The sequence below is a fragment of the Streptomyces sp. NPDC001920 genome, from assembly GCF_053594495.1.
Window position 1 is genome coordinate 436,694 of the sequence record NZ_JBSFEP010000003.1, and the last position, 22,834, is coordinate 459,527.

23 protein-coding genes are annotated in these 22,834 nt (G+C 70.6%); 9 read left to right on the plus strand and 14 right to left on the minus strand.

From position 1 onward, the window contains the following. Positions 1–12: 12 nt before the first annotated feature. On the plus strand, positions 13–468 hold the full coding sequence (locus ACWCPI_RS07225; protein WP_451037137.1) for a GtrA family protein: 456 nt from the start codon (positions 13–15) through the stop codon (positions 466–468). Further along, positions 456–1,409, plus strand: coding sequence for a YihY/virulence factor BrkB family protein (locus ACWCPI_RS07230; RefSeq protein WP_451037138.1), 954 nt, complete (start codon positions 456–458; stop codon positions 1,407–1,409). The genes ACWCPI_RS07225 and ACWCPI_RS07230 overlap by 13 nt, the downstream gene beginning before the upstream one ends. On the opposite strand, the gene ACWCPI_RS07235 is transcribed toward ACWCPI_RS07230, so the two are convergent. Continuing rightward, positions 1,357–2,640 (minus strand): D-alanyl-D-alanine carboxypeptidase family protein, encoded by a 1,284-nt coding sequence (locus tag ACWCPI_RS07235; RefSeq protein WP_451037139.1) that lies wholly within the window; start codon positions 2,638–2,640, stop codon positions 1,357–1,359. The two genes, ACWCPI_RS07230 and ACWCPI_RS07235, sit on opposite strands and share 53 nt — an antisense overlap. Before the next feature lie 91 nt (positions 2,641–2,731). Here ACWCPI_RS07235 and ACWCPI_RS07240 point away from each other — a divergent pair, with 91 nt between their 5' ends. The 3 genes from ACWCPI_RS07240 (at position 2,732) to ACWCPI_RS07250 (ending at position 6,232) form a co-directional block, all read left to right on the plus strand. Then, positions 2,732–2,971, plus strand: coding sequence for an SCO4848 family membrane protein (locus tag ACWCPI_RS07240; protein ID WP_356579840.1), 240 nt, complete (start codon positions 2,732–2,734; stop codon positions 2,969–2,971). Positions 2,972–3,028: 57 nt separating this feature from the next. Beyond that, positions 3,029–4,441, plus strand: a complete 1,413-nt coding sequence (locus tag ACWCPI_RS07245; RefSeq protein WP_451037140.1) for a metallophosphoesterase — start codon at positions 3,029–3,031, stop codon at positions 4,439–4,441. A 234-nt stretch (positions 4,442–4,675) separates the two neighbouring features. Continuing rightward, entirely contained in the window at positions 4,676–6,232 is a 1,557-nt protein-coding gene (locus ACWCPI_RS07250; RefSeq protein ID WP_451037141.1) for an ABC transporter substrate-binding protein, read from the plus strand. 12 nt (positions 6,233–6,244) lie between these two features. On the opposite strand, the gene ACWCPI_RS07255 is transcribed toward ACWCPI_RS07250, so the two are convergent. Beyond that, positions 6,245–7,708 (minus strand): ATP-binding protein, encoded by a 1,464-nt coding sequence (locus tag ACWCPI_RS07255; protein WP_451037142.1) that lies wholly within the window; start codon positions 7,706–7,708, stop codon positions 6,245–6,247. Beyond that, positions 7,705–8,430 (minus strand): response regulator transcription factor, encoded by a 726-nt coding sequence (locus ACWCPI_RS07260; RefSeq protein ID WP_451037143.1) that lies wholly within the window; start codon positions 8,428–8,430, stop codon positions 7,705–7,707. Before ACWCPI_RS07260 ends, ACWCPI_RS07255 begins: the two co-directional genes overlap by 4 nt. Before the next feature lie 165 nt (positions 8,431–8,595). Between ACWCPI_RS07260 and ACWCPI_RS07265 the strand changes: the two genes are divergently transcribed. Beyond that, on the plus strand, positions 8,596–11,016 hold the full coding sequence (locus tag ACWCPI_RS07265) for an MMPL family transporter (RefSeq protein WP_451037204.1): 2,421 nt from the start codon (positions 8,596–8,598) through the stop codon (positions 11,014–11,016). 51 nt (positions 11,017–11,067) lie between these two features. On the opposite strand, the gene ACWCPI_RS07270 is transcribed toward ACWCPI_RS07265, so the two are convergent. The 11 genes from ACWCPI_RS07270 to ACWCPI_RS07320 all read right to left on the minus strand — a co-directional run bounded on the left by ACWCPI_RS07270 (position 11,068) and on the right by ACWCPI_RS07320 (position 19,660). After that, positions 11,068–11,817 carry a TetR family transcriptional regulator gene (locus ACWCPI_RS07270; RefSeq protein ID WP_451037144.1) on the minus strand — a complete coding sequence of 250 codons (750 nt, stop codon included), beginning with the start codon at positions 11,815–11,817 and terminating at the stop codon, positions 11,068–11,070. Between the two features lie 37 nt (positions 11,818–11,854). After that, positions 11,855–12,880 (minus strand): trypsin-like serine peptidase, encoded by a 1,026-nt coding sequence (locus tag ACWCPI_RS07275; protein WP_451037145.1) that lies wholly within the window; start codon positions 12,878–12,880, stop codon positions 11,855–11,857. Between the two features lie 186 nt (positions 12,881–13,066). Further along, entirely contained in the window at positions 13,067–13,621 is a 555-nt protein-coding gene (locus ACWCPI_RS07280) for a thiol-disulfide oxidoreductase DCC family protein (protein WP_451037205.1), read from the minus strand. A gap of 12 nt (positions 13,622–13,633) precedes the next feature. Next, positions 13,634–14,041: a hypothetical protein gene (locus ACWCPI_RS07285; protein WP_451037146.1), complete on the minus strand. Its 408-nt coding sequence runs from the start codon at positions 14,039–14,041 to the stop codon at positions 13,634–13,636. 130 nt (positions 14,042–14,171) lie between these two features. After that, positions 14,172–14,582, minus strand: coding sequence for a VOC family protein (locus ACWCPI_RS07290; protein ID WP_451037147.1), 411 nt, complete (start codon positions 14,580–14,582; stop codon positions 14,172–14,174). Between the two features lie 112 nt (positions 14,583–14,694). Then, a complete protein-coding gene (locus ACWCPI_RS07295) occupies positions 14,695–15,309 on the minus strand; it encodes a Uma2 family endonuclease (protein WP_451037148.1) in 615 nt (204 codons plus the stop codon). A 179-nt stretch (positions 15,310–15,488) separates the two neighbouring features. After that, positions 15,489–16,250 (minus strand): succinate dehydrogenase iron-sulfur subunit, encoded by a 762-nt coding sequence (locus tag ACWCPI_RS07300; RefSeq protein ID WP_451037149.1) that lies wholly within the window; start codon positions 16,248–16,250, stop codon positions 15,489–15,491. Continuing rightward, on the minus strand, positions 16,250–18,004 hold the full coding sequence (sdhA, locus tag ACWCPI_RS07305) for a succinate dehydrogenase flavoprotein subunit (RefSeq protein ID WP_451037150.1): 1,755 nt from the start codon (positions 18,002–18,004) through the stop codon (positions 16,250–16,252). The genes ACWCPI_RS07300 and sdhA overlap by 1 nt, the downstream gene beginning before the upstream one ends. A 23-nt stretch (positions 18,005–18,027) precedes the next feature. After that, positions 18,028–18,510, minus strand: coding sequence for a succinate dehydrogenase hydrophobic membrane anchor subunit (locus tag ACWCPI_RS07310; RefSeq protein WP_451037151.1), 483 nt, complete (start codon positions 18,508–18,510; stop codon positions 18,028–18,030). Between the two features lie 5 nt (positions 18,511–18,515). Beyond that, positions 18,516–18,896, minus strand: a complete 381-nt coding sequence (gene sdhC, locus ACWCPI_RS07315) for a succinate dehydrogenase, cytochrome b556 subunit (protein ID WP_388809228.1) — start codon at positions 18,894–18,896, stop codon at positions 18,516–18,518. Between the two features lie 188 nt (positions 18,897–19,084). Next, the gene (locus tag ACWCPI_RS07320; RefSeq protein ID WP_451037152.1) at positions 19,085–19,660 is read right to left on the minus strand and encodes a 2-oxo-4-hydroxy-4-carboxy-5-ureidoimidazoline decarboxylase; all 576 of its coding nucleotides are present in this window, start codon (positions 19,658–19,660) and stop codon (positions 19,085–19,087) included. Positions 19,661–19,890: 230 nt separating this feature from the next. Between ACWCPI_RS07320 and ACWCPI_RS07325 the strand changes: the two genes are divergently transcribed. From ACWCPI_RS07325 to ACWCPI_RS07335, 3 genes are all read left to right on the plus strand, one after another. Next, on the plus strand, positions 19,891–21,489 hold the full coding sequence (locus ACWCPI_RS07325) for a beta-N-acetylhexosaminidase (protein ID WP_451037206.1): 1,599 nt from the start codon (positions 19,891–19,893) through the stop codon (positions 21,487–21,489). A gap of 89 nt (positions 21,490–21,578) precedes the next feature. Further along, on the plus strand, positions 21,579–22,106 hold the full coding sequence (locus ACWCPI_RS07330; RefSeq protein ID WP_451037153.1) for a hypothetical protein: 528 nt from the start codon (positions 21,579–21,581) through the stop codon (positions 22,104–22,106). Between the two features lie 117 nt (positions 22,107–22,223). Continuing rightward, a complete protein-coding gene (locus tag ACWCPI_RS07335) occupies positions 22,224–22,829 on the plus strand; it encodes a hypothetical protein (protein WP_451037154.1) in 606 nt (201 codons plus the stop codon). Positions 22,830–22,834: the final 5 nt, after the last annotated feature.

Consider the following 22,834-nt stretch of genomic DNA (forward strand, 5'->3'; position numbering starts at 1 on the left):
GACGACCGACACGTGACCCCTGCCCGGCGACGATTCACCGGCCCGAGGACCACCCGCCGTGAACTCCTCGGCTTCGCCGCCGTCGGCCTCCTCGCCTACGCCGTCGACCTCGCCCTCTTCACCGGCCTGCGCGGCCCGGCCGCCCTCGACCCCCTCACCGCCAAAGCCCTCTCCTTCACGGCCGGCTGCGCCGTCGCCTACGGCGGTAACGCTTTCGGCACCTACCGGCACACCCGGCCGCGGGGCCTGCGGCCCTGCGCCCTCTTCCTCGCGGTGAACGCCGCCGGGGCGGCCGTACAGCTGCTGTGCCTCACCATCAGCCACTACGGCCTCGGCCTCACCTCCCAGCGCGCGGACACCCTCTCCGGCGCGGGAATCGGCATGGCACTGGCTACGGCGCTGCGGTTTTGGGGCACACGGACATTGGTCTTCCGGACGGAGGGCAGAGTCGGATCATGGACTGGCTGAAGAGACTTCCCGGTGTGGGGCCGTTGTTCACACGGCTGATGACCACGCACGCGTGGCGCTCGTTCGAGCGCATGGAACGTGTGAAGTGGACGCAGCTGGCCGCCGCGATGACGTTCACCAGCTTCGTCGCGCTCTTCCCGCTGCTGACCGTGTCCGCCGCGGTGGCAGCCGCGACGCTCAGCCAGGAGCAGCAGGCCAGGCTGGAGGACAAGCTCGCCGACCAGGTGCCCGGCATCTCCGACCAGCTGGACATCGACGGCCTGGTCCAGAACGCCGGCACCATCGGCCTCATCGCCGGGGCCGTGCTGCTGTTCACCGGCATCAGCTGGGTCGGGTCCATGCGCGAGTGCCTGCGCGCGGTGTGGGAGCTGCCCGACGAGGAGGAGAACCCCCTGCTGCGCTACGCCAAGGACGCGCGCGTCCTGGTCGGCCTCGGCGGCGCCGTGCTCGTGACGATCCTGGCCTCCACGGTCGCGTCCGCGACGGTCGGCTGGACCACCCGGCAGGTCGGCATCGACGAGGGCGGCTGGGGCGGGGTCCTGCTGCGCGTGGCCGCGTTCCTCGTCGCCGTGCTCGCCGGCTTCCTCATCCTGCTGTACGTGCTGACCCTGCTGCCCGGCGTGGAACCGCCGCGCCGCCGGCTGATCGTGGCCGCGCTGACCGGCGCGATCGGGTTCGAGCTGCTGAAGCTGCTGCTGAGCGGCTACATGCAGGGCGTGGCGACGAAGAGCATGTACGGCGCCTTCGGAGTGCCGGTCGCCCTGCTGCTGTGGATCAACTTCACGTCGAAGCTGGTCGTGTTCTGCGCCGCCTGGACGGCGACGCAGAGCAAGGAGGTCGAACTCGCAAAGGCCCCTGACAACCCCGAAGTCCCCGCGAGCCCCCGCGTCAGGAACGGTTCCGACGGCGCACCAGGTCCGGCAGCGGCCACCGGCGGTTGATCAGGAACGCGCCCGCCGCGAGCAGCACCAGCAGCCCGCCGGTGATCCCGAGAGCGACCCCGATGCCGCTCGAACCGCTCGCCGCCGACGCTCCCACGGCGGGCTCGGCGGATCCGCCGGAGTCCCCGGCGCCACCCGCCTCGCCGGCGTCGTTCGCACCCGGCTGCGCGCTGGCCTGCGCCGCGCTCCGCGGCGGTACCAGCTCACCGACCGGCTGCACCTTGCCGGCCGCCTTGAAGCCCCAGTCGAACAGCCTTGCGGTCTCCTTGTAGACCTCGTTGTGCTCGCTCTTCTCCGGGTTCATGACCGTGACGAGCAGCACCTTTCCGTCTCGCTCGGCCACGCCCGTGAACGTGGAGCCGGCGTTCGTGGTGTTGCCGTTCTTGACACCCGCGATGCCCTGGTAGACGGGGACGTCGCTGTCCCCGGCCAGCAGCCGGTTGGTGTTCTGGATCTCGAAGGACTCGCGGACCGACTTGCCCTTCTTCTTCTTGGTCTCGCCCGGGAACTTCGCGGTGACGGTCGAGCAGTACTCGCGGAAGTCCTTCTTCTGCAGCCCGGACCGGGCGATCAGGGTGAGGTCGTACGCCGAGGAGACCTGCCCGGGGGCGTCGTAGCCGTCCGGGGACACCGCGTGCGTGTCGAGGGCCTGGAGTTCCTCGGCGTGCTCGTTCATCTCCTCCACGGTGGTCTCGATGCCGCCGTTCATCTTGGACAGCACGTGCACGGCGTCGTTGCCGGAGCGCAGGAAGACACCGAGCCACAGGTCGTGGACGGAGTACGTCTCGCCCTCCTTTATCCCGACCATGCTGGACCCGGACCCGACGTCCGCCAGGTCCGACGGGACGACCTTGTGCGTCATGGTCTTCGGGAACTTCGGCAGGACCGTGTCGGCGAACAGCATCTTCATGGTGCTCGCGGGTGCCAGCCGCCAGTGCGCGTTGTGCGCGGCGAGCACGTCCCCCGTCTCGGCGTCGGCGACCACCCAGGAGCGGGCGCTCACGTCCTTGGGCAGGACGGGGACACCGCCGGCGAGGTTCACCTGGGTGCCGGGCCTGCCCAGCCGCTCACCGCCCACCGTCGACATGTTCGCCGGAGGAGTGGCCGACGGGCTCGTGCTCGGCGAGGGCTTCGGCGCCGCATGGGAGAGGGGCGCGGTCAGTGCGAGGGAGGACAGGACGGCGGAAGCGACCAGCAGGGATCGCCTGGCGGTCTTCTTGGGTGCGGGCACGAGCGAGAACGTACCTGCCGTTTGCACGGAAGTCCCGCTTCCGCCCCCACCCCGGAGGGGGAACCGAACACGCGACGGCGATACTGAACGTATGAAGCTCAGCCGCCCCGTCTCCTGGTTCCTGCTCGCCTTCGGGGTGTGGAGCTGGGTCATCTGGGTCACTTTCGTCAAAAACCTGATCAAGGACAGCAGCGGGCTCGCCTTCGAGGACGGTCACCCGACGGCGTACTTCTGGGTGCACCTGCTGCTCGCCGTCGTCTCCTTCGTATTGGGGACGGTCATCGGGGTCATCGGGTTGCGTGGACTGCGCGCACTGCGCCGCACGTCATAGGAACTCGGCCGCGGATCCGGACGTTCACTCAGCACGCAAAGGAAAGGGAACGTCGGCGTGGTCATCGTCTTCGCGCTCGTCGCACTGCTCGTGCTGTCCGTCGTCGTGGCGGGCAACTGGCTGATGTGGCGTCGGCTGTTCCGCGACACGACCCGTGGCCCCGGGTTCGTACGCCGCGCGGGAGTGGTAATGATCGCCGGCGGATGGGCGCTGACGATCGGGGCCCTGGTCGCCGAGCGCTCGGGCGCGCCCTTCTGGCTCCAGCAGGTCCTGGCCTGGCCGGGCTTCCTGTGGCTGGCCCTGTCGATGTACCTGCTGCTGGGGGTGGTGGCGGGTGAGGTCGTACGCCCGCTGCTGCGCCGGTGGGTCGAGCGACGGGCGCGCGCCGGGGCGGGCGTGCACGAGAGTGCCGTACCGCAGCCCGTGCCGGCGGGAGCCGTGGCGGCCACGCCACCCGCCGCCGCACCGGCCGGCCCTCAGCCGCTTCCGGTGCTCACGCCCGACACCTCCGCCACGCTCACGACCGACCCGCCCACAGCCGGGCGGCCCTCGACGCCCGGTGCCGAGCGACCCGCGGCGAGCGACCCCCACCCGGACCCGGCGCCCGCCCCGGACGCCACCGACCCGTCCCGCCCCCTGGCCGCCCCCACCCGACGCCTCTTCGTCTCCCGGGTGATCGCCGGTGCCGCCGCCGCGGCCGCCGTGGGCACCGTCGGACACGGCACGTACGGCGTGCTGCGCGGACCGAAGGTGAAGCGGGTCACCGTCCCGCTGGCCAAGCTGCCGCGCGCCGCGCACGGTTACCGGATCGCGGTCGTCAGCGACGTCCACCTGGGCCCGGTCCTGGGCCGTGGGTTCGCCCAGAAGGTCGTCGACACGATCAACGGCACCCAGCCCGACCTGATCGCGGTCGTCGGCGACCTGGTGGACGGCAGCGTGCAGGACCTCGGCCCGGCCGCGGCGCCGCTCGCCGGTCTCCGGGCGCGGCACGGGGCGTTCTTCGTCACCGGCAACCACGAGTACTTCTCGGGCGCCGGGCAGTGGGTCGACGAGGTACGCCGCCTGGGTCTGAGACCCCTGGAGAACGCCCGCACGGAACTGCCCCACTTCGACCTGGCCGGTGTCAACGACGTGGCGGGCGAGAGCGAGGGCCAGGGCCCCGACTTCGCCAGAGCGCTCGGCGACCGGGACACCGCACGCGCCTGCGTGCTCCTCGCCCACCAGCCGGTGCAGATCCACGACGCCGTCGAGCACGGCGTCGACCTCCAGCTCTCCGGGCACACCCACGGCGGCCAGCTCTGGCCCGGCAACCTCGTCGCGGAGCTGGCGAACCCGACGCTGGCCGGTCTGGAACGCTACGGCGACACCCAGCTGTACGTCAGCCGGGGCGCGGGCGCCTGGGGCCCGCCCACCCGCGTGGGAGCGCCGTCGGACATCACGGTGATCGAGCTGGCGTCCCGTCAGGCCTGAGTGCGCCGTTGACCGTTGCGGGCCGTCAGCCGGCGGCCCCGCCCGCCCCGCCGCGCCTGTGGGCAGTCTGTGAAACTCGCCGGAAACACCCGTAGGTAAGTTCTTGTCCATGTCCCCGAAATCCCCTTCCCCCCGGTGAAAAACGTGTGATTAGGTGTGCGCGCCGCTTAGGGGAGTGGCTCGAATTCACAGCTCATGCGGGGGCCCGTCACGGGCCGGGGAGAGGGCACACCCATGCGTACGGTTCGCATGCGGATTCTCGCGTCGCTGCTCGTGCCGGCGGCCGTGGGAGTGGGCGGCTGGCAACTGTGGTCGTCACAGCAGGGCGAGGACAGAACCATCACGGTCGGTACGACGGACGCGGTCACGTCGCTCGACCCGGCCGGCGCCTATGACGCCGGCTCCTGGGCGCTGTTCAGCAACGTCTTCCAGTCGTTGCTGACCTTCGAGCCGGGCGGCGTCACGCCCGTGCCCGACGCGGCCCGCAGCTGCGGCTTCGTCGGCAGCCAACTGCGCACCTACCGCTGCGAGCTGCGCGAGGGGCTCACCTTCCCGAGCGGGCGCGCGATGACCGCCGAGGACGTGAAGTACTCCTTCGACCGCGTCAAGCGGATCAAGTCGGACGTCGGCCCGTCCTCCCTGCTGGACACGCTCGGCTCGGTGGACGCGAGCGGCCGTACGGTCACCTTCCGTCTGTCGTCGCCCGACGCCACGTTCCCGCTCAAGGTGGCGACCGGAGCCGGCGCCATCGTCGACCGCGAGAAGTACCCGGCGGACACGCTGCGCAAGGGTGACTTCGTGGACGGCACCGGCCCGTACACCCTGACCGCCTTCTCGAAGGACGCCAGGGCGGAACTCGCCCCCAACGCGCACTACAAGGGCGCTCTCAAGGACAGCGGCCGCCCCGTCGAGCTGCGCTACTACGCGGACGCGGACGCCCTCGACGCCGCCTGGAAGGCGAAGCGGATCGACGTGGCCACGCGGACGCTGCCCCCCGAGGTCCTCGCCGGACTGAACACCGCCGACCCGGGCCAGCGCGTGTCCGAGGCCGACAGCTCCGAGATCCGCAACCTGTACTTCAACACCCGCGAATCGTCGCCGCTGCACGACGTCCGGGTGCGCCAGGCGGTGGCCTGGCTGATCGACCGGGACCGGCTGGCGGCCACCGTGTACAAGGGGACCGTCGACCCGCTGTTCTCGCTGATCCCCACCGGCATCACCGGCCACACCACGTCGTTCTTCGACACCTACCCCGAGCTCGACCCCGCCAAGGCGCGCGCCCTGCTCACCGAGGCGGGCGTGAGCCTGCCCGTCCGCTTCACCTACGGATACGCCACCGGCCGGGGCGCCGGAGCCGCGGAGGCCGCCGAGATCAAGCGGCAGCTGGAGTCGAGCGGCCTGTTCAAGGTGACGGTCAAGGGCTACGAGTGGACCGACTTCCAAAAGCGCTGGGCGAGCGGCAAGCTCGACGCGTACGCCGTCGGCTGGGTCGCCGACTTCCCCGACCCGGACACCTACGGCGGCCCGCTCGTCGGCACCGACGGCACCATGAACACCGGCTACAGCGACAAGGCCGTCGACCGGCTGATCACGGCCAGTCAGCGGTTCGCCGACCGCAGCCAGGCCACCCGGGACTTCCGCTCGCTGCAGGAGACCGTCGCCCGCGACGTCCCGGTCATCCCGCTGTGGCAGGCCAAGGAGTACGTGGTCACCAGCGAGGACGTCGGCGGCGGCCAGTACCTGTCCGACGGCACCGGAGTGTTCCGGCTCTGGCGTCTCACCTGGATCTGACGCTCCGCCGGGTCACGGGCGCACCGCCGTCCCCGCCGGCAGCGTCACCGTCACCGCCAGTCCCTCGCCCGGCGCCGTTCGCACCGTGACCCCGCCGCCGTGGGCCTCCACCACCCCCTGCACGATCGCCATCCCCAGACCGCTGCCCGCGCCCCCGCCGGCCCGGAAGAACCGGTCGAATACGCGTGCGGCGTCCTCCTCGCGCAGCCCCGGCCCCTCGTCCTGCACGCACAGCCGTACGACCCCGTCCGCCCGCTCGATCCCGAGCCGCACCGGCACCTCGGCGGGCGTGTGGGTGCGGACGTTGCTCAGCAGGTTGCCCAGCACCTGGCGCAGCCCCGCCTCGTCGGCGTGCACGAGCAGGGTGCCCTCGGCGCCGACGGTGATCGGCCGTTCGGGCTGCTGAACCCGCAGGTCCTCGGCGGCCTCCCGCACCAGGCGGCCCAGGTCGACGTTGCGGAACCGCAGTTCGGGCCGCTGGTCGAGACGAGCGAGCGTGAGCAGCTCCTCGACGAGGCGTCCCATACGGTCGACCTCGCCGTTCATCCGGTCCCAGACGCGCTTGCGCTCGGCAGGTTCCCGGAGCATCCCCCTGTCGTACAGCTGGAGGTAGCCGCGGATCGCGGACAGCGGGGTGCGCAGCTCGTGCGAGGCGTCACCGACGAAGCGCCGCAGCTGGGCCGCGCTGCGCTCGCGCGTGCGATACGCCGACTCCACCTGGTGCAGCATGGAGTTGAGGGCGACCCGCAGCTGCTCGACCTCCAGGGTGGGCTCGCGGCTGGAGGGGATGCGCCGGGTCAGATCGCCCTCGGCGATCGCCGACGACGTCTCCACCATGTCCTCCAGCGGCCGCAGCCGGCGGCGCACGCCGAACATGGTCAGGCAGGCGAGCAGCGCCAGCAGCACGGTGCCGACGGCGAGGTCCATCCGCAGCGCCTTGCCCATGCCCTCGTGCAGGCCCTCGGTCGGCACGGCGATCAGCACGACGGTGCCGTCGGACAGGCGCGCGCCGACCATCCGGTGACGGTCGCCCTCGACCCGTACGTTCCGCGGCTCCTCGTCGGCGGCCAGCGCGACCGGATCCTCCGCGGCCGCCGCCAGCGCGTGCTGGCGGGGCGTCGGTTCGAGCGGGCCCAGGGCCACCGGCTGCCCGGCGGAGTCGAGGGCGACGTACACCATCGTCGGGTTCGGCAGCGGATCGGTGTCCTTGGCGCCGCCGTCGGTGAACTTGTCCAGGGCGATGCCGAGTTCGCTGAGCGACTCGATCTGCCGCAGGGTGAAGTCGGCGCTGTGCAGCGTGGTGCGGGCCCCCTTCAGCTCACTGTCGACCTTGTCGAGCAGGTAGAAACGGGCGGTCATCAGGCTGATCGCGGTCGCCGCGGCGATGCCCACCGCCAGCAGCGCCACGTTCGCCAGGGTCAGCTTGCCGCGCAGCGAGTGGACACCGCGTCTGCCCCGCAGTCCCCGCAGCCTCATTTCAGCCCGTATCCGACGCCCCGCCGGGTGGTGATGACCGGCGGTCCCAGGGCGTCCAGTTTGCGCCGCAGGTAGCTGATGTAGGTCTCCACGACGGTCGACTCGGGCGGGGTGTGCTCGTACTGCCACACATGGCGCAGCAGTTGGTCCTTGGGTACGATCCGGCCGCCGTTGCGCACGAGGAAGCGAAGCAACGCGTACTCGGTGGGCGTGAGTTCGACGGTGTGGCCCGCGCGGCGCACCGAGTACGTCGTCTCGTCGAGTTCCAGGTCGCCGTAGCGAAGCGGTGGGCGCTGCGGCAGGACGTCGGCCGTGGGGGTGCCGGCGCGCGAGCCGGTTCGAGCGTGGGGGAGGGTGCGGCGCAGCACCGCCGTGACGCGGGCGATCACCTCGTCGATGTTGAACGGCTTGGTGATGTAGTCGTCGCCGAAGCCGAGGGCGCCGACGATCTCGGCGGGCGAGTCGCGCGCGGTGAGGAAGACGAGCGCCAGGTCGGGCCGGCGTTCCCGCAGTGCGCGCCCGAGGGCGCGGCCGTCGCCGTCCGGGAGCATGACGTCGAGCAGCGCCGCGTCCGGCCGGATGCGCTCGGTCAGGGCGAGCGCCTCGCGGACCGTGCTCGCGATCACGACCTCGAAGCGGTGGTAGCGCAGGGCGATGGCGAGGACGTCCGCGATGCTCTCCTCGTCCTCCACCACCAGCACGGTGCCGGGAGCCGTCGTCATGGCCCCAGTATCGACGCGGCCACCGACAACCGGGCGGGTTCGCCCTTTGGAGTTCCTTGAGAGATATGGCCGTTGCCTGCCACACGAGCGTCCCGCCACCCATCCTGTTGCCCAGGACCTGGGGGACCGACCGAGACCGATTAAGGAGCGTTGAGCGTGGCGGCATTGGCACGGTGGTGCTATCGGCACCGGCTGGTGGTCCTGTTGCTGTGGTTGGGGGCACTGTTCGGCCTGGGCGCGGCGAGTTCGGCCGCGGGCACGAACTACGCGAACGTCTTCTCCCTCCCGGACACGGACTCCGCGACCGCGTACGACCTGATGGAGAAGGCCTTCCCGCAGCGGGCGGGCGACACCGACACGGTGGTGTGGAAGGTGGACGACGGATCGGTGCGGGACGAGTCCGTACGGTCCCGGATCCGGCCCGCCCTCGAGGAGATCGGGCGGATGGAGGGGGTCGGCGAGGTCACCGACCCGTACGCGGCGCGGGGAGCCGCGCAGATCAGCCGGGACGGGCGCATCGCGTACGCGCAGATCACCTTCACCGAGCAGGCGAACGCCATCCCCAAGGAACTGATCGAGGACGTCGTCGAGACCGCGCAGGCCGCCGGAGGCGACGGACTCCAGGTCGAACTCGGCGGTCAGGCCATCGCCCGCACACAGGAGCCGCCGCAGGGCACGGCGGAGGCGGTCGGCATCCTCGCCGCGGCGCTCGTGCTCTTCCTCGCCTTCGGCTCGCTCTTCTCGATGCTGCTGCCCATCGTCGTGGCGATCGCGGGCGTCGGCACCGGCCTGATCGGGACGATGCTGCTCAGCCATGTCGCGGACGTGCCCGAAGTGGCCCCGCTGCTCGGCTCCTTGATCGGCCTCGGCGTCGGCATCGACTACGCCCTGTTCATCGTCACCCGGCACCGGCGCGGCATCCTGCGCGGCATGAAGCCGCAGGAGTCGGCGGTCACGGCCCTGAACACCTCGGGCCGCGCGGTGCTGTTCGCGGGCGGCACGGTCTGTATCGCGCTCGCCGGCATGCTCGTGATGAACATGCGGTTCCTGGACGGCGTGGTCATCGCGACCTCGCTCACTGTCGTCCTGAGCGTGCTCGCCGCCATCACCCTGCTGCCCGCCCTCCTCGGCCTGCTCGGCATGCGGGTGCTCAGCAGGCGGCAGCGGCGCCGGCTCGCGGCGGCGGGGCCGGAGCCGGAGGAGACGAGCGGGCTCGCGGCGCGCTGGTCGTCGTACGTCCAAAGGCGCCCGCGGCCGATCGCGGCGATGGCCGTCGTCGTCATGGCGGCCCTCGCGATACCCGTGCTGTCCCTGCGTCTGGGCGCCACCGACCAGGGCAACCACCAGGAGTCGACCACGACGCGCCAGGCGTACGACCTGCTCGCCGAGGGCTTCGGACCCGGCGTCAACGGCCCCCTGCAGGTCGTCGTCGAGGGCGACGCCCCCGCCGGCCTGGTCGACGGCATCCGGTCGGCCGAGGGAGTCGCCCACGTGGCAGCCGTCCCGCCCGCGAACGGCGTGACGGTGATCCAGGTCGTCCCGACCACCTCACCCCAGTCCGAGCAGACGGACCGGCTCATCGACCGCCTGCGCGAGGACGTGATCCCGGACTCCGGCGCCGAGGCCCATGTCGGCGGCGTGACCGCGGTCTTCAAGGACTTCGCGGCGGTGACCGGCGAGCGCCTGCCGTACTTCGTCGCGACGATCATCGCCCTGGGCTTCCTGCTCCTGCTGGTGGCCTTCCGGTCGCTGGTGGTGCCGCTGACGGCCGCCTTGATGAACCTCATCGCGGCGGCCGCGTCCTTCGGCGTCCTGGTGGCGATCTTCCAGTGGGGCTGGGGCACCGAGCTGATCGGCGTCGGCAAGGAGGGACCGATCACCTCGTTCCTGCCGGTCATCATGCTCTCCCTGCTCTTCGGCCTCTCCATGGACTACCAGGTGTTCCTGGTCTCCCGGATGCACGAGGAGTGGGTGCACACCAAGGACAACGCCCGTGCCGTCCGCGTCGGCCTCGCGGAGACCAGCCGGGTCATCAACTCCGCCGCCCTGATCATGATCTGTGTGTTCAGCGCGTTCGTGCTGAGCGGTGACATGGAGGGCGCGATGGCGGGCGTGGGTCTCGCGGCCGCCGTCGCCCTGGACGCCTTCGTCCTGCGGACGGCACTGGTGCCGGCCGCGATGCACATGCTCGGCAGGGCGAACTGGTGGTTGCCGGACTGGCTGGAGAAGCGGTTGCCGCACCTGGCGGTCGAGCCGAAGGACGAGGCGCCGCCGGTGGCCGGGGCGGAGCCGGACGCCGCGGGCAGGTCCTCGGTCGTCCACGGGTTCATCCGCACGGCAGACGGTGAGCCGGTCGACGGCGCGGCGGTGACGCTGCTGACCGTGGGCGGCCGTCGGCTTGACGGGGTGACCTCGCTCGCCGACGGCTCGTACATCGTCTCGGTGCCGGGTCCGGGGACGTATCTGCTGGCGACGACCGCCGAGCCCTACGGCTCCCGGGCGGGGCAGGTGGTCGTGGCGGACGGCCCGCTGGTGTACGACGTGGAGCTGGCGGAAGGGGAACTGGACGCGGTCAGGCGGCCCTGACGAGGGCGCTTCGGGGGCGCTCGTCCTCGGCGGGCGCCCCCTGCCGGTGGCCTATGTGCCGGCCTTCCCGCCGGTCTTCTTCGCCGGATCCGGGAGCGCGTTCGTCATCCCGGGCAGGAAGTCCGTGAACAGCTCGTGCACCTCACGCACCAGCGGCCGCAGCACCCGGAACCGGGCCAGCGAGACGCCCCGCGCGGTCAGGCGGGCCCCTCGCTCGGCCAGCCGGTAGCTGCGCTCGCGCCCCTCGGTGCGGTCGAACACCCAGTACAGGACGAGCCCCATCTGGGAGAGCCACATCAGCTCGGGCAGCACGTCCCGCAGTTCCTCGGGCACCTTGGTCTTCGCGCCCGCCAGGACCTGGCGGTGGATGCTGATGGCCTCCACGCGCGCGTGCTCCGACTCGGCGGAGAAGGGGCTGAGCGGGCTGTCGGGATCGGCGGCGTTCTTGAAGAACTGCACGGCGAACTCGTGGTACGGCGTGGCGATGTCCAGCCACACCTTCAGCACGCCCGCGAGCCGCGCCTCCAGGTCGGTCTCCCGGGCCAGGATCGGCCGGACCGCCGCCTGGTGCTCGGCGGCGATCCGGTCGTAGAACCCCTGGATCAGGTGTTCCTTGCCCTCGAAGTAGTAGTACGCGTTTCCGACGGAGACCCCGGCCTCCTGGGCGATCGCCCGCATCGTCGTCTTGTCGTAGCCCCGCTCCTGGAACAGCCGCATGGCGGTCTCCAGGATGAGCGCACGGGTCTGCTCGGACTTGCTGGGCGTGTCGCCCTGTTCAGGGCTGTCGTTCTTCGAGGGCACGGAAAGAGAGCCTAACGAGTGGCGTTTCGGCCGACCGTCAGGAGGCCTGCGCCGTCTGGTACAGGTTCTGGGCGTCGGTACCGAAGTACGGGCCGTACATCCGGTTCGGCAGGAAGTTGTACTTGAAGCTGTTCACCGAGGACAGCAGGCCGGTTCCCGTGGCCTCGTCGAACCGCGTGAACCAGGGGCCGCCGCTGGCACCGCCGGTCATGTTGCAGTTCATGCCGTGGTCGGCGGAGAGCAGGAAGTCCCGGTTGGTGGTGCCGCTGCAGTAGATGAACTTCTCGCCGTCGTACGGGGCGGCGGCCGGGAAGCCGAACGAGTACATGCGCAGGTTGTAGCCGGTGTTGAACGCCAGCCCCTGTCCGCCGACGACGTCCGTCAGCTTCTTGCCGTCCAGCGGGGCCACGACCGCGGCGCCGATGTCGTGGTTGATGTCCTCGCTCGCCGTCCACTGGGGCGTGGACAGGGTCTTCGTCGCGCTCCAGCGCCCGTACGGGGCCTGCCCGTCGTGGTAGCCGGGCACGAAGACCCAGTTGGTGTGCCAGGCGCCCTGCAGCTTCACGCAGTGGCCCGCCGTGATCACGGTGCTCTTGTTGGCGCTGGTGACGGCGTTGCCGGAACAGGACGCCGTACGTCCCTGGTGGGTGAAGAACACCCGCCCCGCGGTGGACACGACCGCACCGCCGCCGGTCCACTGGCCGCCGCTGTTGGGGAAGGCCATCAGCCCGATGTCGCCGACGGCCTTGCCGAGCGCCTTGGCCGGGGCGCTGGGCGCGACGGTGGACGGCGTGCCCTTGCTCAGGGCCTTGCCGCCGTCTGCCCGGCCGTCGACGGTGACCAGGTCCAGCGGGGTCGCCGCCCGCATCCGTTCCGCGGTCCAGAAGTCACGGGCCTGCTGCTGCGCACCGGCCGGGACGGAGCTGACGTTGTTCGAGGTGCCGGTCCTCGGCGCGGCGCTCGCGGGGACGGCGAGGGCGCCCGCGGTGACCAGCGCGGTGACGCCGACCAGGGTGCCGAGGACAGGGCGGGGTATGCGGGTGACGCCGGGTGTGCCTCTCACGCGTACTCCTTCTGCGATGGGGGCCCGGGCGGCCGGGGTGAGCCGCCCGGCTGACAGACAGTCGGTGCGAGTGCGGAGTGGAGAACCGGGGGCAGAGTGCCAACTCCCGCCCCGTTTTGGAAGGGTGCATGCCAAATCGGGTTCGAAAGCCGGCCCGTCGGACGCGTCGGTGCCCTGACCCGGGCGTCAACGAGTGGTGCGGGCACCGCTGTCGCATGCCGGCGGGTTGTACGTCCAGCCCGCGCGAGGGTCGTACGACCACCCGTCCGCCGCCCGGTAGACGCGCCCGCCCCACTGCGGCTCGTGCCACTGACCCCCGCCCTGCGCCGCCGTGCCCCACGGCCCCTCGCGCCACTTGGCGGCGGCGAGCACGGCTCCCCTGGCGAGCCGGGCCCCTGCCGGAGTGCTGAGGCGATGGGCGAGCGGCCGGTGCTCGCGCAGCGCCCACAGGGTGACGATCCATGCGGCGGGCCCCCGGTAGACCTGGCCGGCGTCACCGACGACGGTGATCTCGTCGAGCGTGGCGCCGTGGTCGAGGTCGGGGTGGCGCTGCCGCGCCTGGTCGGACCCGGCGGGCACCAGGTCCAGCGGCACCAACTGCGGCTGCCGCACCAGCCAGTCGCGCAGGAAGGCGCACAGGGAGCACCGGGCGTCGTAGAGCACGGTCAGCCGTCGGACCGGGGCGGCGGGCCCGGGGCGCGGAGCGCCGGGTCCGCCGGCCGCGACGGCGTCGTCCGTCACGTCGCTCACCGCTCACGCCCCGACCGTCGGGGCGACCCAGTTCTGCGGCGCGACCGGCGGCACCTGCTCACGCTCCATCACACCGCGCCGCCGGATCTTGTTGAGCACGTAGACGTTGCCCAGGTGCATCACGCCGAGCACCAGCAGCACCACGCCGAGCTTGGTCGACAGGGCCTCGAAGACGCCGCGGGTGTCGACGACGGTCTCGTCGTCGCCGAGGTACAGGGCGACGAAGCCGAGGTTGACGAGGTAGAAGCCGACCACCAGGAGGTGGTTCACGGCGTCGGCGAGCTTCTCGTTCCCACGCAGTACGTCGGCGAGGAAGATCCGTCCGTTGCGGCTGAGTGTGCGCGCGACCCAGACGGTCAGGGCGATGCTGACGACCAGGTAGATGACGTAGGCGATGACCGTGCGGTCCATTGCCCCCACCCTTCTTGAACACGTTCAAAATGCTGACGAGGAAGACTCTAGACCCCGTCTTTGAACGTGTTCAACTCGGTGGGGTGAGGCTTGTGTCACGTCTCCGTCGGTCGCCAGTGCGGGGCTTTGTTCACGGCCTGCGCCCGAGCTCCGGTCGCTTGCTGTAGTCCGTGAACCCGATGACGTTCCCCCAGGGATCGGCGATCTCCACGGTCCAGCCGGTGGCCCCGGAGAAGGGCGCGTCGAGCGGAGTGATGCCGGTGTCCGCCAGCGCCTGCGCCGCCGCCCGCGCGTCCGGCACCTCCAGCCAGACCCGCGGGGAGGGCCACGGCGGCGGCTGATGCCCCAGCGCCTCCTCGTGCCGCAGCAGGATGCCCGGCGTCTCGCCCCCGACCTTCAGCAGCGCGATCCCGGCCTCGTCCAGTCGGAAACCGACCGCGAACCCGGCGCACTCGTAGAACCGGACGGCCTCACCCAGGTCGCCGACCGGCAGCAGGATGTTGTCGAAACCGAGCAGTTCGTAGGACTCGTCATCTGACATGGCGTCAGAATAAGGGGATGATCGGCCGGAGGCCGTGATTGTGCAGGGGTGGCTTGCACCCGCGCTGGTGCCGGGGGTGGCCCGTCACCCCCCGTTCGGCTGCCCCGCCACCTCACTTCTTCGGCAGGCCCGCCTTCAGGATCTCCGCCACGTCCAGCGTGACCTTGGCGCCGATGGAGTCCGGAAGAGTGACGATCTCGCCGGGGGCGTGGGGACGGTGGCTCTCGTAGGTGTCCCCGGCGGGGTCGGTGAGGACGTGGAGCCGCTGGTGCTTGCGGTCGACGACGACGTACACGGGAACCGCGGCCCTGGCGTAGGCGGTGACCTTGGTCTTGAGGTCGTCCTTCCAGTTCCCGGAGGTGACTTCCAGGACCAGGCGGAAGCAGCCCGGGTCGTACGCGTTGTTCTCGACGAAGTGGTCGTCGATGTCGGCGTCCACCACCACGAGGTCGGGGATGGCGTAGTCCTCGTCGCCGGTGGGGAGCCAGAGGCCGACGTTCTGGAGGACTTCGGTTCCGTCGTCGTCGAGCCCTGCAGCGATGAAGGGGCGCATGAGCTTCGTCAGGGCACGCGCGTGCGGGGCATCCGGTGATGGGGTCACGAGGAGGTGGCCTCCGATGATCTCGACGCGGTAGCCCGGATGGCGCTCCATGATCTCGTCGGCGATGGCCGTCAGGGAGAACGGCTCGTCGTCGTCGAAGGGCTGCTCGACGGATGCAGCGGACATCGCGTGCCTCCTAGGGGCTGGTGTCGAGAGCATCATCGTAGGCCGGGCACCGCCCGCCCGTCCGGAACGATCGCGTCCACTCGAACGTGTGAGCCCATGCCGAAGGGCCCCTCTTCCCGGGTACCGGCCCGGGAAGAGGGGCCCTCACATCCGTACGGGAAGCCGTACCGAGAACGGCCTCAGTAGCGGCGCGTGATCAGCGCCCGCTTCACCTCGGCGATCGCCTTCGTGACCTCGATACCGCGCGGGCAGGCGTCCGTGCAGTTGAAGGTCGTCCGGCAGCGCCAGACGCCGTCCTTGTCGTTGAGGATCTCCAGGCGCTGCTCGCCGGCCTCGTCACGCGAGTCGAAGATGAAGCGGTGCGCGTTGACGATGGCCGCCGGACCGAAGTACTGGCCGTCGTTCCAGAAGACCGGGCAGGAGGACGTGCAGGCGGCGCAGAGGATGCACTTCGTCGTGTCGTCGAAGCGCTCACGGTCCTCGGCCGTCTGCAGACGCTCGCGCGTGGGCTCGTTGGTGTCCTTCGTGATGAGGAAGGGCATGACGTCCCGGTACGCCTGGAAGAACGGCTCCATGTCCACGACCAGGTCCTTCAGGACCGTCAGGCCCTTGATGGGCTCGACCGTGATCGGCTTCTCGGGGTTGATGTCCTTGATGAGGGTCTTGCAGGCGAGACGGTTCTTGCCGTTGATCCTCATCGCGTCCGAGCCGCAGATGCCGTGGGCGCAGGAGCGGCGGAAGGTCAGCGTGCCGTCCAGGTCCCACTTGATCTTGTGGAGGCCGTCGAGGACACGCTCCTTGGGGTCGATCTCCAGCTGGAAGTCTTCCCACGTGGCCTCGGCCGAGACCTCCGGGTTGAAGCGGCGGACCCGGAACGTGACCGTGATGTACGGGGAGGCCGCGGACTGAGCCTCGGCCTTGTCCATAACGGGGGTAGCCATCAGTACTTACGCTCCATCGGCTGGTAGCGGGTCTGGACGACCGGCTTGTAGTCGAGACGGACGGTCTCGGAGCCGTCGTCACCCACCTCGCGGTACGCCATGGTGTGGCGCATGAAGTTGACGTCGTCGCGGTTGGGGTAGTCCTCGCGGTAGTGACCGCCGCGGGACTCCTTGCGGGCCAGCGCGGAGACCGCCATGACCTCGGCCAGGTCGAGCAGGTTGCCGAGCTCGATGGCCTCCAGCAGGTCCGTGTTGAACCGCTTGCCCTTGTCCTGGATCGAGACGTTCCTGTAGCGCTCGCGCAGCTCCGCGATCTTCTCCACGGCCGTCTTGATCGTCTGCTCCGTACGGAACACCATGACGTTGGCGTCCATGGTCTCCTGGAGCTCCTTGCGCAGGGTCGCCACCCGCTCGGTGCCGGTGGAGCTGCGCAGCCGCTCGACCTGGTCGATCACCAGCCGCGCCGGGTCCTCCGGCAGCTCGACGAAGTCGGCCCGCTGGCTGTACTCCGCCGCCGCGATGCCCGCCCGGCGGCCGAAGACGTTGATGTCCAGCAGCGAGTTGGTGCCCAGGCGGTTGGCGCCGTGCACGGACACACACGCGACCTCGCCGGCCGCGTACAGGCCGGGGACCACGGTGGTGTTGTCCGCCAGGACCTCACCTTCGACGTTGGTCGGGATGCCGCCCATCGCGTAGTGGGCCGTGGGCTGGATCGGGATCGGGTCCGTGTAGGGCTCGATGCCGAGGTACGTCCGCGCGAACTCCGTGATGTCGGGCAGCTTGGCGTCCAGCTGCTCCGGCGGGAGGTGGGTGAGGTCCAGGTAGACGTGGTCGCCCTCGGGGCCGCAGCCGCGGCCTTCGCGGATCTCCGTGTAGATGGAGCGCGAGACGACGTCACGGGACGCGAGGTCCTTCATGACCGGCGCGTACTTCTCCATGAAGCGCTCGCCGTCCTTGTTGCGGAGGATGCCGCCCTCACCGCGGGCGCCCTCCGTCAGCAGGATGCCCATGCGCCAGATGCCGGTCGGGTGGAACTGGAAGAACTCCATGTCCTCCAGCGGCAGACCCCGGCGGTAGACCGCGGCCTGGCCGTCACCGGTCAGCGTGTGCGCGTTCGACGTCACCTTGAAGAACTTGCCGCAGCCGCCGGAGGCGTAGATCACGGCCTTCGCCTGGAAGACGTGGATCTCACCGGTCGCCAGTTCGTAGGCGACGACACCGGCCGACTTCTTGACGCCGTCGACCTCGGTGATCAGCTGGTCCAGGACGTAGAACTCGTTGAAGAACTCCACGCCCTCCTTGACGCAGTTCTGGTAGAGCGTCTGGAGGATCATGTGGCCGGTGCGGTCCGCGGCGTAGCAGGACCGGCGGACCGGGGCCTCGCCGTGGTTGCGGCTGTGACCGCCGAAGCGGCGCTGGTCGATCGTGCCGTCGGGCGTGCGGTTGAACGGCAGGCCCATCTTCTCCAGGTCGAGGACGGAGTCGATGGCCTCCTTCGCCAGGATCTCGGCGGCGTCCTGGTCGACCAGGTAGTCACCGCCCTTGACCGTGTCGAAGGTGTGCCACTCCCAGTTGTCCTCCTCCACGTTGGCCAGCGCGGCGGCCATGCCGCCCTGCGCGGCGCCCGTGTGGGAGCGGGTGGGGTAGAGCTTGGTCAGCACGGCGGTGCGGCTGCGCTTCGTCGACTCGATGGCCGCGCGCATGCCCGCGCCACCGGCGCCGACGATGACGGTGTCGTACTTGTGGATCTTCATGAGTGGTTGCCTCAGCCCCGTGCCTAGCGGATGTTCGGGTCGAAGGTGAAGATCACCAGCGTGCCCAGCAGGATGGTGAACACCGTGGCGGTGTAGAGCAGGCCCTTCAGCCACAGCCGGGTGTTCGCGCGCTCCGCGTAGTCGTTGATGACCGTACGCAGGCCGTTGGCGCCGTGCAGCATCGCGAGCCAGAGCATCAGCAGGTCCCAGACCTGCCAGAACGGGGACGCCCAGCGGCCGGCCACGAAGGCGAAGCCGATCTTGGAGACGCCGCCGTCCAGCACGAGCTGGATCAGCAGGTGGCCGATGACCAGGACGACGAGGACGATGCCGGACAGGCGCATGAACAGCCAGGCGGCCATCTCGAAGTTGCCGCGGGTGGACCGCGGGGTCTTCTTGGTGCGCTTGCGCGGGGCCTCGATGAACGGGGCCGGGTTGTCGACGTTGTAGACCGAGCCGCCCTCGACGGGGCCGATCCCGGACGCGGTCTTCTCAGTGATGGACATGCGCGTCAGCTCCCGAACAGTTCACGAGCGGCGTGGCCGAGCACGGGGTAGATCGCCCCGATCATCAGCACGACCCACAGGCCGACGACGGACCAGAGCATGTGCTTCTGGTAGCGCGGGCCCTTGGACCAGAAGTCGACGGCGATGACGCGCAGGCCGTTGAGCGCGTGGAAGAGGATGGCGGCGACGAGGCCGTACTCCAGCAGCGCGACGATCGGCGTCTTGTACGTGGCTACGACCTTGTCGTAGTCCTCGGGGGAGACACGGACGAGGGCGGTGTCCAGCACGTGAACGAACAGGAAGAAGAAAATGAGGACGCCGGTGACTCGGTGAGCCACCCAGGACCACATTCCTTCCCGGCCGCGGTACAGCGTTCCAGCCGGCACGGAAGTTCCTCCGGGAGCGGGGATTGGGGCCGCGCCGGCTTGTGCTGTCGGTCGGGCCCGGCCGGGTACGGTCCACCGGCCCCCAGCATCGTAGCCATGCGCTGCCGCTGGGCTGAGCGGGGGGCAGGTGGTGTGATCAAACTGGCACGCGGATGGGTGATTGGCGGCTAATGGGAAAGTGTGTGCGGTTATCTGCCGGGTGCGGTGCCGTTGGGGCTGGTCGCGCGGTTCCCCGCGCCCCTGAGGGCGCGCACCAACCGCCCCTTCGCGAGGCGCCGCAGTTCCTCTGCCGTCAGGGCTCGCTCGTCGTCCGGATCGTTCGCCAATCGAGACCGGATGGCGTGCAGAACGTGGTCCAGGGCCTCCGCCGGTGGCAGGTCGTCCAGGCAGATGACGAAGGCGTGGCCGAACTTGGCCTCATATGCGGCGTTTGCCGCGTTGAGTGCCGTATGGGCCGCCCCGTAGACCCCTTCCGGCAGCACAGGCAACGTTTCTCCTGCCAGCGCCTCCGTCAGATCAGCCGGCGACAGGTCGTACGCCGCCTCGTCCGACGCGGCCAAGAGGGAGTCGACGTCCGGATACGGGCGGTGGTCCGCGATGCGGATGGCCCAGCGGACGCTGTGCAGGCAGGTGAGGAGGGTCCGCTTCACCTCGTCGGCGGAGGCGGTGTTGAAGGACTCCAGCGCGTTCGGAGACGGTGGAGTGCGGGTCTGCTCGGGGAGCGACGGTATGGCCACTCGGCCAGGAAGGTGTGTGGGCGTCACGTGGGTTTCGGCAGAGGATTTTGGGAGAGGAGTGGCGCCACGTTATCGAGTGTGGACGTGAGGTGTCCGACGGATGCCCGAATTTCAGTCGAACGGGAGAGTTTCGGAACGTGTGGTGGACGCCCGGCCGAGCTCACAGGGCCTAGGTTGGCGCCGTGAGCCAGCACAAGCACAGGCGCCGGCAACCGGCGAAGAAAGCGCTCAAGCAGACCTGGGCGCTGATCGTCGCGGTGGTCGTCGTGACGGTCGCCGCCGGGGTGAGCCTCGGACTCCTGGCGACCACCGACGACAGCGGGTCCGCGGCCTCGGAGCAAGGGCGATCCACGCCGGGCGCGGCAGGCGACGTCTCCCCGTCGGCTCCGAAGCGGCCCGGCGCCCCCACGCCGACGCCCAGCCGGTCGTACCCGCTGTCGAAGACTCCGCAGACCATCCCCGCCGTCGGTGCCCACACGGCCGAGCGCGGGCCCGGCTGGCGTCCCGCGCGCGGGCAGCGCGTCGTGGTGGGCGACGCCGATCTCGCCGACGAGGGGCGGCTCGTCGCCGGTGAGCTGGGGCTGACGTACGCCGGTGAGAAGGACGACGCGCGTGCCGGGGACGTACGGCTGACGCTGGGCGGTGACCGGGGCGCGAACCCGGAGTCGTACACCATGACCGTGCGCGGCGGGCGCGTGACCGTCAGCGGGCCGGGGCAGGCGGGGGTCTTCTACGGGACCCGGACGCTGAAGCAGGCGGTGCAGGGCGGGGGTACGGCGCCGGAGGGCGTCGTGCGCGACGAGCCGGCCAAGCCGGTGCGCGGGTTCATGCTCGACATCGCCCGCAAGCACTTCACCGCGGACTGGATCGAGGACCGGGTGCGGGAGCTGGGCGACCTGAAGTTCAACCAGCTCGGGCTGCACTTCTCCGACGACCAGGGCTTCCGTGTCGAGTCCGACTCGCACCCCGAGGTCGTCTCGCGGCAGCACCTCACCAAGGCCCAGGTCAAAAAGATCGTCGAGCTGGCGGCCGCCCGGCACATCACCGTCGTGCCCGAGATCGACTCGCCCGGACACCTCGGGGCGGTGATCGCCGCGCACCCCGACCTCCAGCTGCGGAACGCGTCGGGTGTCGCCACGCGCGGGGCCATCGACATCTCCGACCCGAAGTCCGCGCGGATCGTCGACGACCTGCTCGACGAGTACGCCGCTCTGTTCCCCGGCGACCAGTGGCATCTCGGCGGCGACGAGTACCAGGCGCTGACCGTGTCCGACCCGCAGGCGGCCTATCCGCAGCTCGCGGCAGCCGCGCGCGAGGAGTTCGGAGCCGGCGGGACCGTCGCCGACCTGACCACCAAGTGGCTCAACGACCGCGCCGCCACCGTCCGTGCCCACGACCGCACGCCGAGGGCGTGGAACGACGGGTTCTTCCGGAACACCTCCGTCCAGCCGGACAAGGACATCCAGGTGGCGTACTGGACCGGCAAGGAGATCGGCGCGCGGGTGCCGGTGGAGTACCTGCGTGCCGGGCGCAAGCTGATCAACTACAACGACGAGTTCCTCTACTACGTGCTCGGGGAGCCGCAGACCTTCGTCTATCCGACGGGACGGCGGATCTACGAGCAGTGGACGCCGCGGGTCGTACGCGGGACCACGGCCGTGCCGGCCACGTACGACGACCAGATCCTCGGCGGGTCCTTCGCGGTCTGGTGCGACCTCGCGAACTCACAGACGCAGGCCCAGGTCGCGGCCGGGATCAGGATGCCGCTGCGGGCGACGGCACAGAAGCTGTGGGACGAGGGGCGGCCCGAGCTGTCCTGGGAGCGCTTCAGGGAGCTCGCGGACCGGCTCGGCTGAGCTGCGGATCGGCCCATACGGCTGCGAACCCCCGTACGACTGTGGTGTATTCGGCCCGAGGCGAACCGAACAGCCGGGGGGATCCGCGAATGGGCTACTGGGGCTATTTCGTCGTGGGCCGGGACGAGCGGTCGCTGGCGGAGCTGGACGCGCTGTCGGATGCCGGGGGCATGACCCTGCGCGGCCGGGCTCCGGGCGGCTGGCAGGTGTGGGAGTACCCGAGCGGTGACGGCGGGATCGGGAACATGAACGACCTGGCCCGCGAGACCGGGGCGCCCGCGCTCTTCGGCTACGTCATGGACAGCGCCTCGGTGGTGGTGGAGGCGGCGGCGCCGGAGAGCGGGGCGTGGACGACCTGCCTGGGGCGGGCCGCCATGGCCGCCCACCTCGGCGCCGGGGACGGCGACGGCGCGGGCGAGGAGGGCGCGGGACTCACCCTGGAGGACTACTTCCTCGAACCGGAAGACGCCGCCGCGCGGGCCGTCGCCTGGGCGGCCGAGGCGGGGCACGAGGTGAACGCCGACTCGCTGGTCGACGTACTCACCGCTGAAGCGGATCCTTTGGCCGAAAACCTCTTCTTCCGGCTGCTCGACCGGCTCGGTGTGGTGCCGCTGTGACAATCCGGGGCCGTTGCACGCAGTAAGGGGAAGTGCGGGCTCCGTTAAGGAACGGGCCCGTTCGGGTCCTGCGCGGGGACCCAGACCCTCGAAGACGACCCGCTAAGGGAGGCGTGGATGAGCCTGGTGGAACTGATCGCTCAGGCCGACGAACGCGGATTGGCCGCCAGCGGGTTGGCTTGTTTGGATCGGTGCGTGCCCCTGCTGGGCGGGGACGACGAGGTGCTCAGACCCCTGTGGGCGAACCTCGCGGCGGTCGGCGACCCGGCCGAGTGGGGCGAGCTGCTGGACCAGGTGCGCGCGAAGCTGGGCGTCGCCGAGGTCGTGGACGACGAGGGCGCCGAGGACGAGGCCGCGCTGCTCGCCCGGCGGATGCTGGCCGCCGCCCCCGTCGTACGGTCCGCCGCGGAGGCGCGGATCTGGGCCGACGCCTGCTCGGTCGCCGCCCTGCAGATACACCGGCTCCTGGACCCCGCGGAAGGCGATGCGCCCCCCGCGGGTGCGCAGGCGCTCGACTCGGTGCGCGCGGGCGGGGCTCCCGTCGGCGGGCGTACGGAGGGCATGTCACCGCTCGTCGCCGCCGAACTGCGCCGGCAGATCAGCGTCCTGGAACTGCTCGCCGGGCATGGCGCGGGCGGACTGCGCCGGGCACTGGAGGTGTCGACGGAGGGGCGCCGGGTGCTGCGGGCGGTGGTGTCCCGGCGTGCCCGGGGGCGGGGCTGAGGCGC

Excerpts from the sequence above, each read along its gene's own strand:
- ACWCPI_RS07230 (WP_451037138.1), top strand. The coding sequence starts at position 456 with ATGGACTGGCTGAAGAGACTTCCCGGTGTGGGGCCGTTGTTCACACGG.
- ACWCPI_RS07240 (WP_356579840.1), top strand. The coding sequence starts at position 2,732 with ATGAAGCTCAGCCGCCCCGTCTCCTGGTTCCTGCTCGCCTTCGGGGTG.
- ACWCPI_RS07250 (WP_451037141.1), top strand. The coding sequence starts at position 4,676 with ATGCGTACGGTTCGCATGCGGATTCTCGCGTCGCTGCTCGTGCCGGCG.
- ACWCPI_RS07255 (WP_451037142.1), bottom strand. The coding sequence starts at position 7,708 with ATGAGGCTGCGGGGACTGCGGGGCAGACGCGGTGTCCACTCGCTGCGC.
- ACWCPI_RS07260 (WP_451037143.1), bottom strand. The coding sequence starts at position 8,430 with ATGACGACGGCTCCCGGCACCGTGCTGGTGGTGGAGGACGAGGAGAGC.
- ACWCPI_RS07285 (WP_451037146.1), bottom strand. The coding sequence starts at position 14,041 with ATGGACCGCACGGTCATCGCCTACGTCATCTACCTGGTCGTCAGCATC.
- ACWCPI_RS07290 (WP_451037147.1), bottom strand. The coding sequence starts at position 14,582 with ATGTCAGATGACGAGTCCTACGAACTGCTCGGTTTCGACAACATCCTG.
- ACWCPI_RS07295 (WP_451037148.1), bottom strand. The coding sequence starts at position 15,309 with ATGTCCGCTGCATCCGTCGAGCAGCCCTTCGACGACGACGAGCCGTTC.
- ACWCPI_RS07300 (WP_451037149.1), bottom strand. The coding sequence starts at position 16,250 with ATGGCTACCCCCGTTATGGACAAGGCCGAGGCTCAGTCCGCGGCCTCC.
- sdhA (WP_451037150.1), bottom strand. The coding sequence starts at position 18,004 with ATGAAGATCCACAAGTACGACACCGTCATCGTCGGCGCCGGTGGCGCG.
- ACWCPI_RS07310 (WP_451037151.1), bottom strand. The coding sequence starts at position 18,510 with ATGTCCATCACTGAGAAGACCGCGTCCGGGATCGGCCCCGTCGAGGGC.
- ACWCPI_RS07330 (WP_451037153.1), top strand. The coding sequence starts at position 21,579 with ATGGGCTACTGGGGCTATTTCGTCGTGGGCCGGGACGAGCGGTCGCTG.
- ACWCPI_RS07335 (WP_451037154.1), top strand. The coding sequence starts at position 22,224 with ATGAGCCTGGTGGAACTGATCGCTCAGGCCGACGAACGCGGATTGGCC.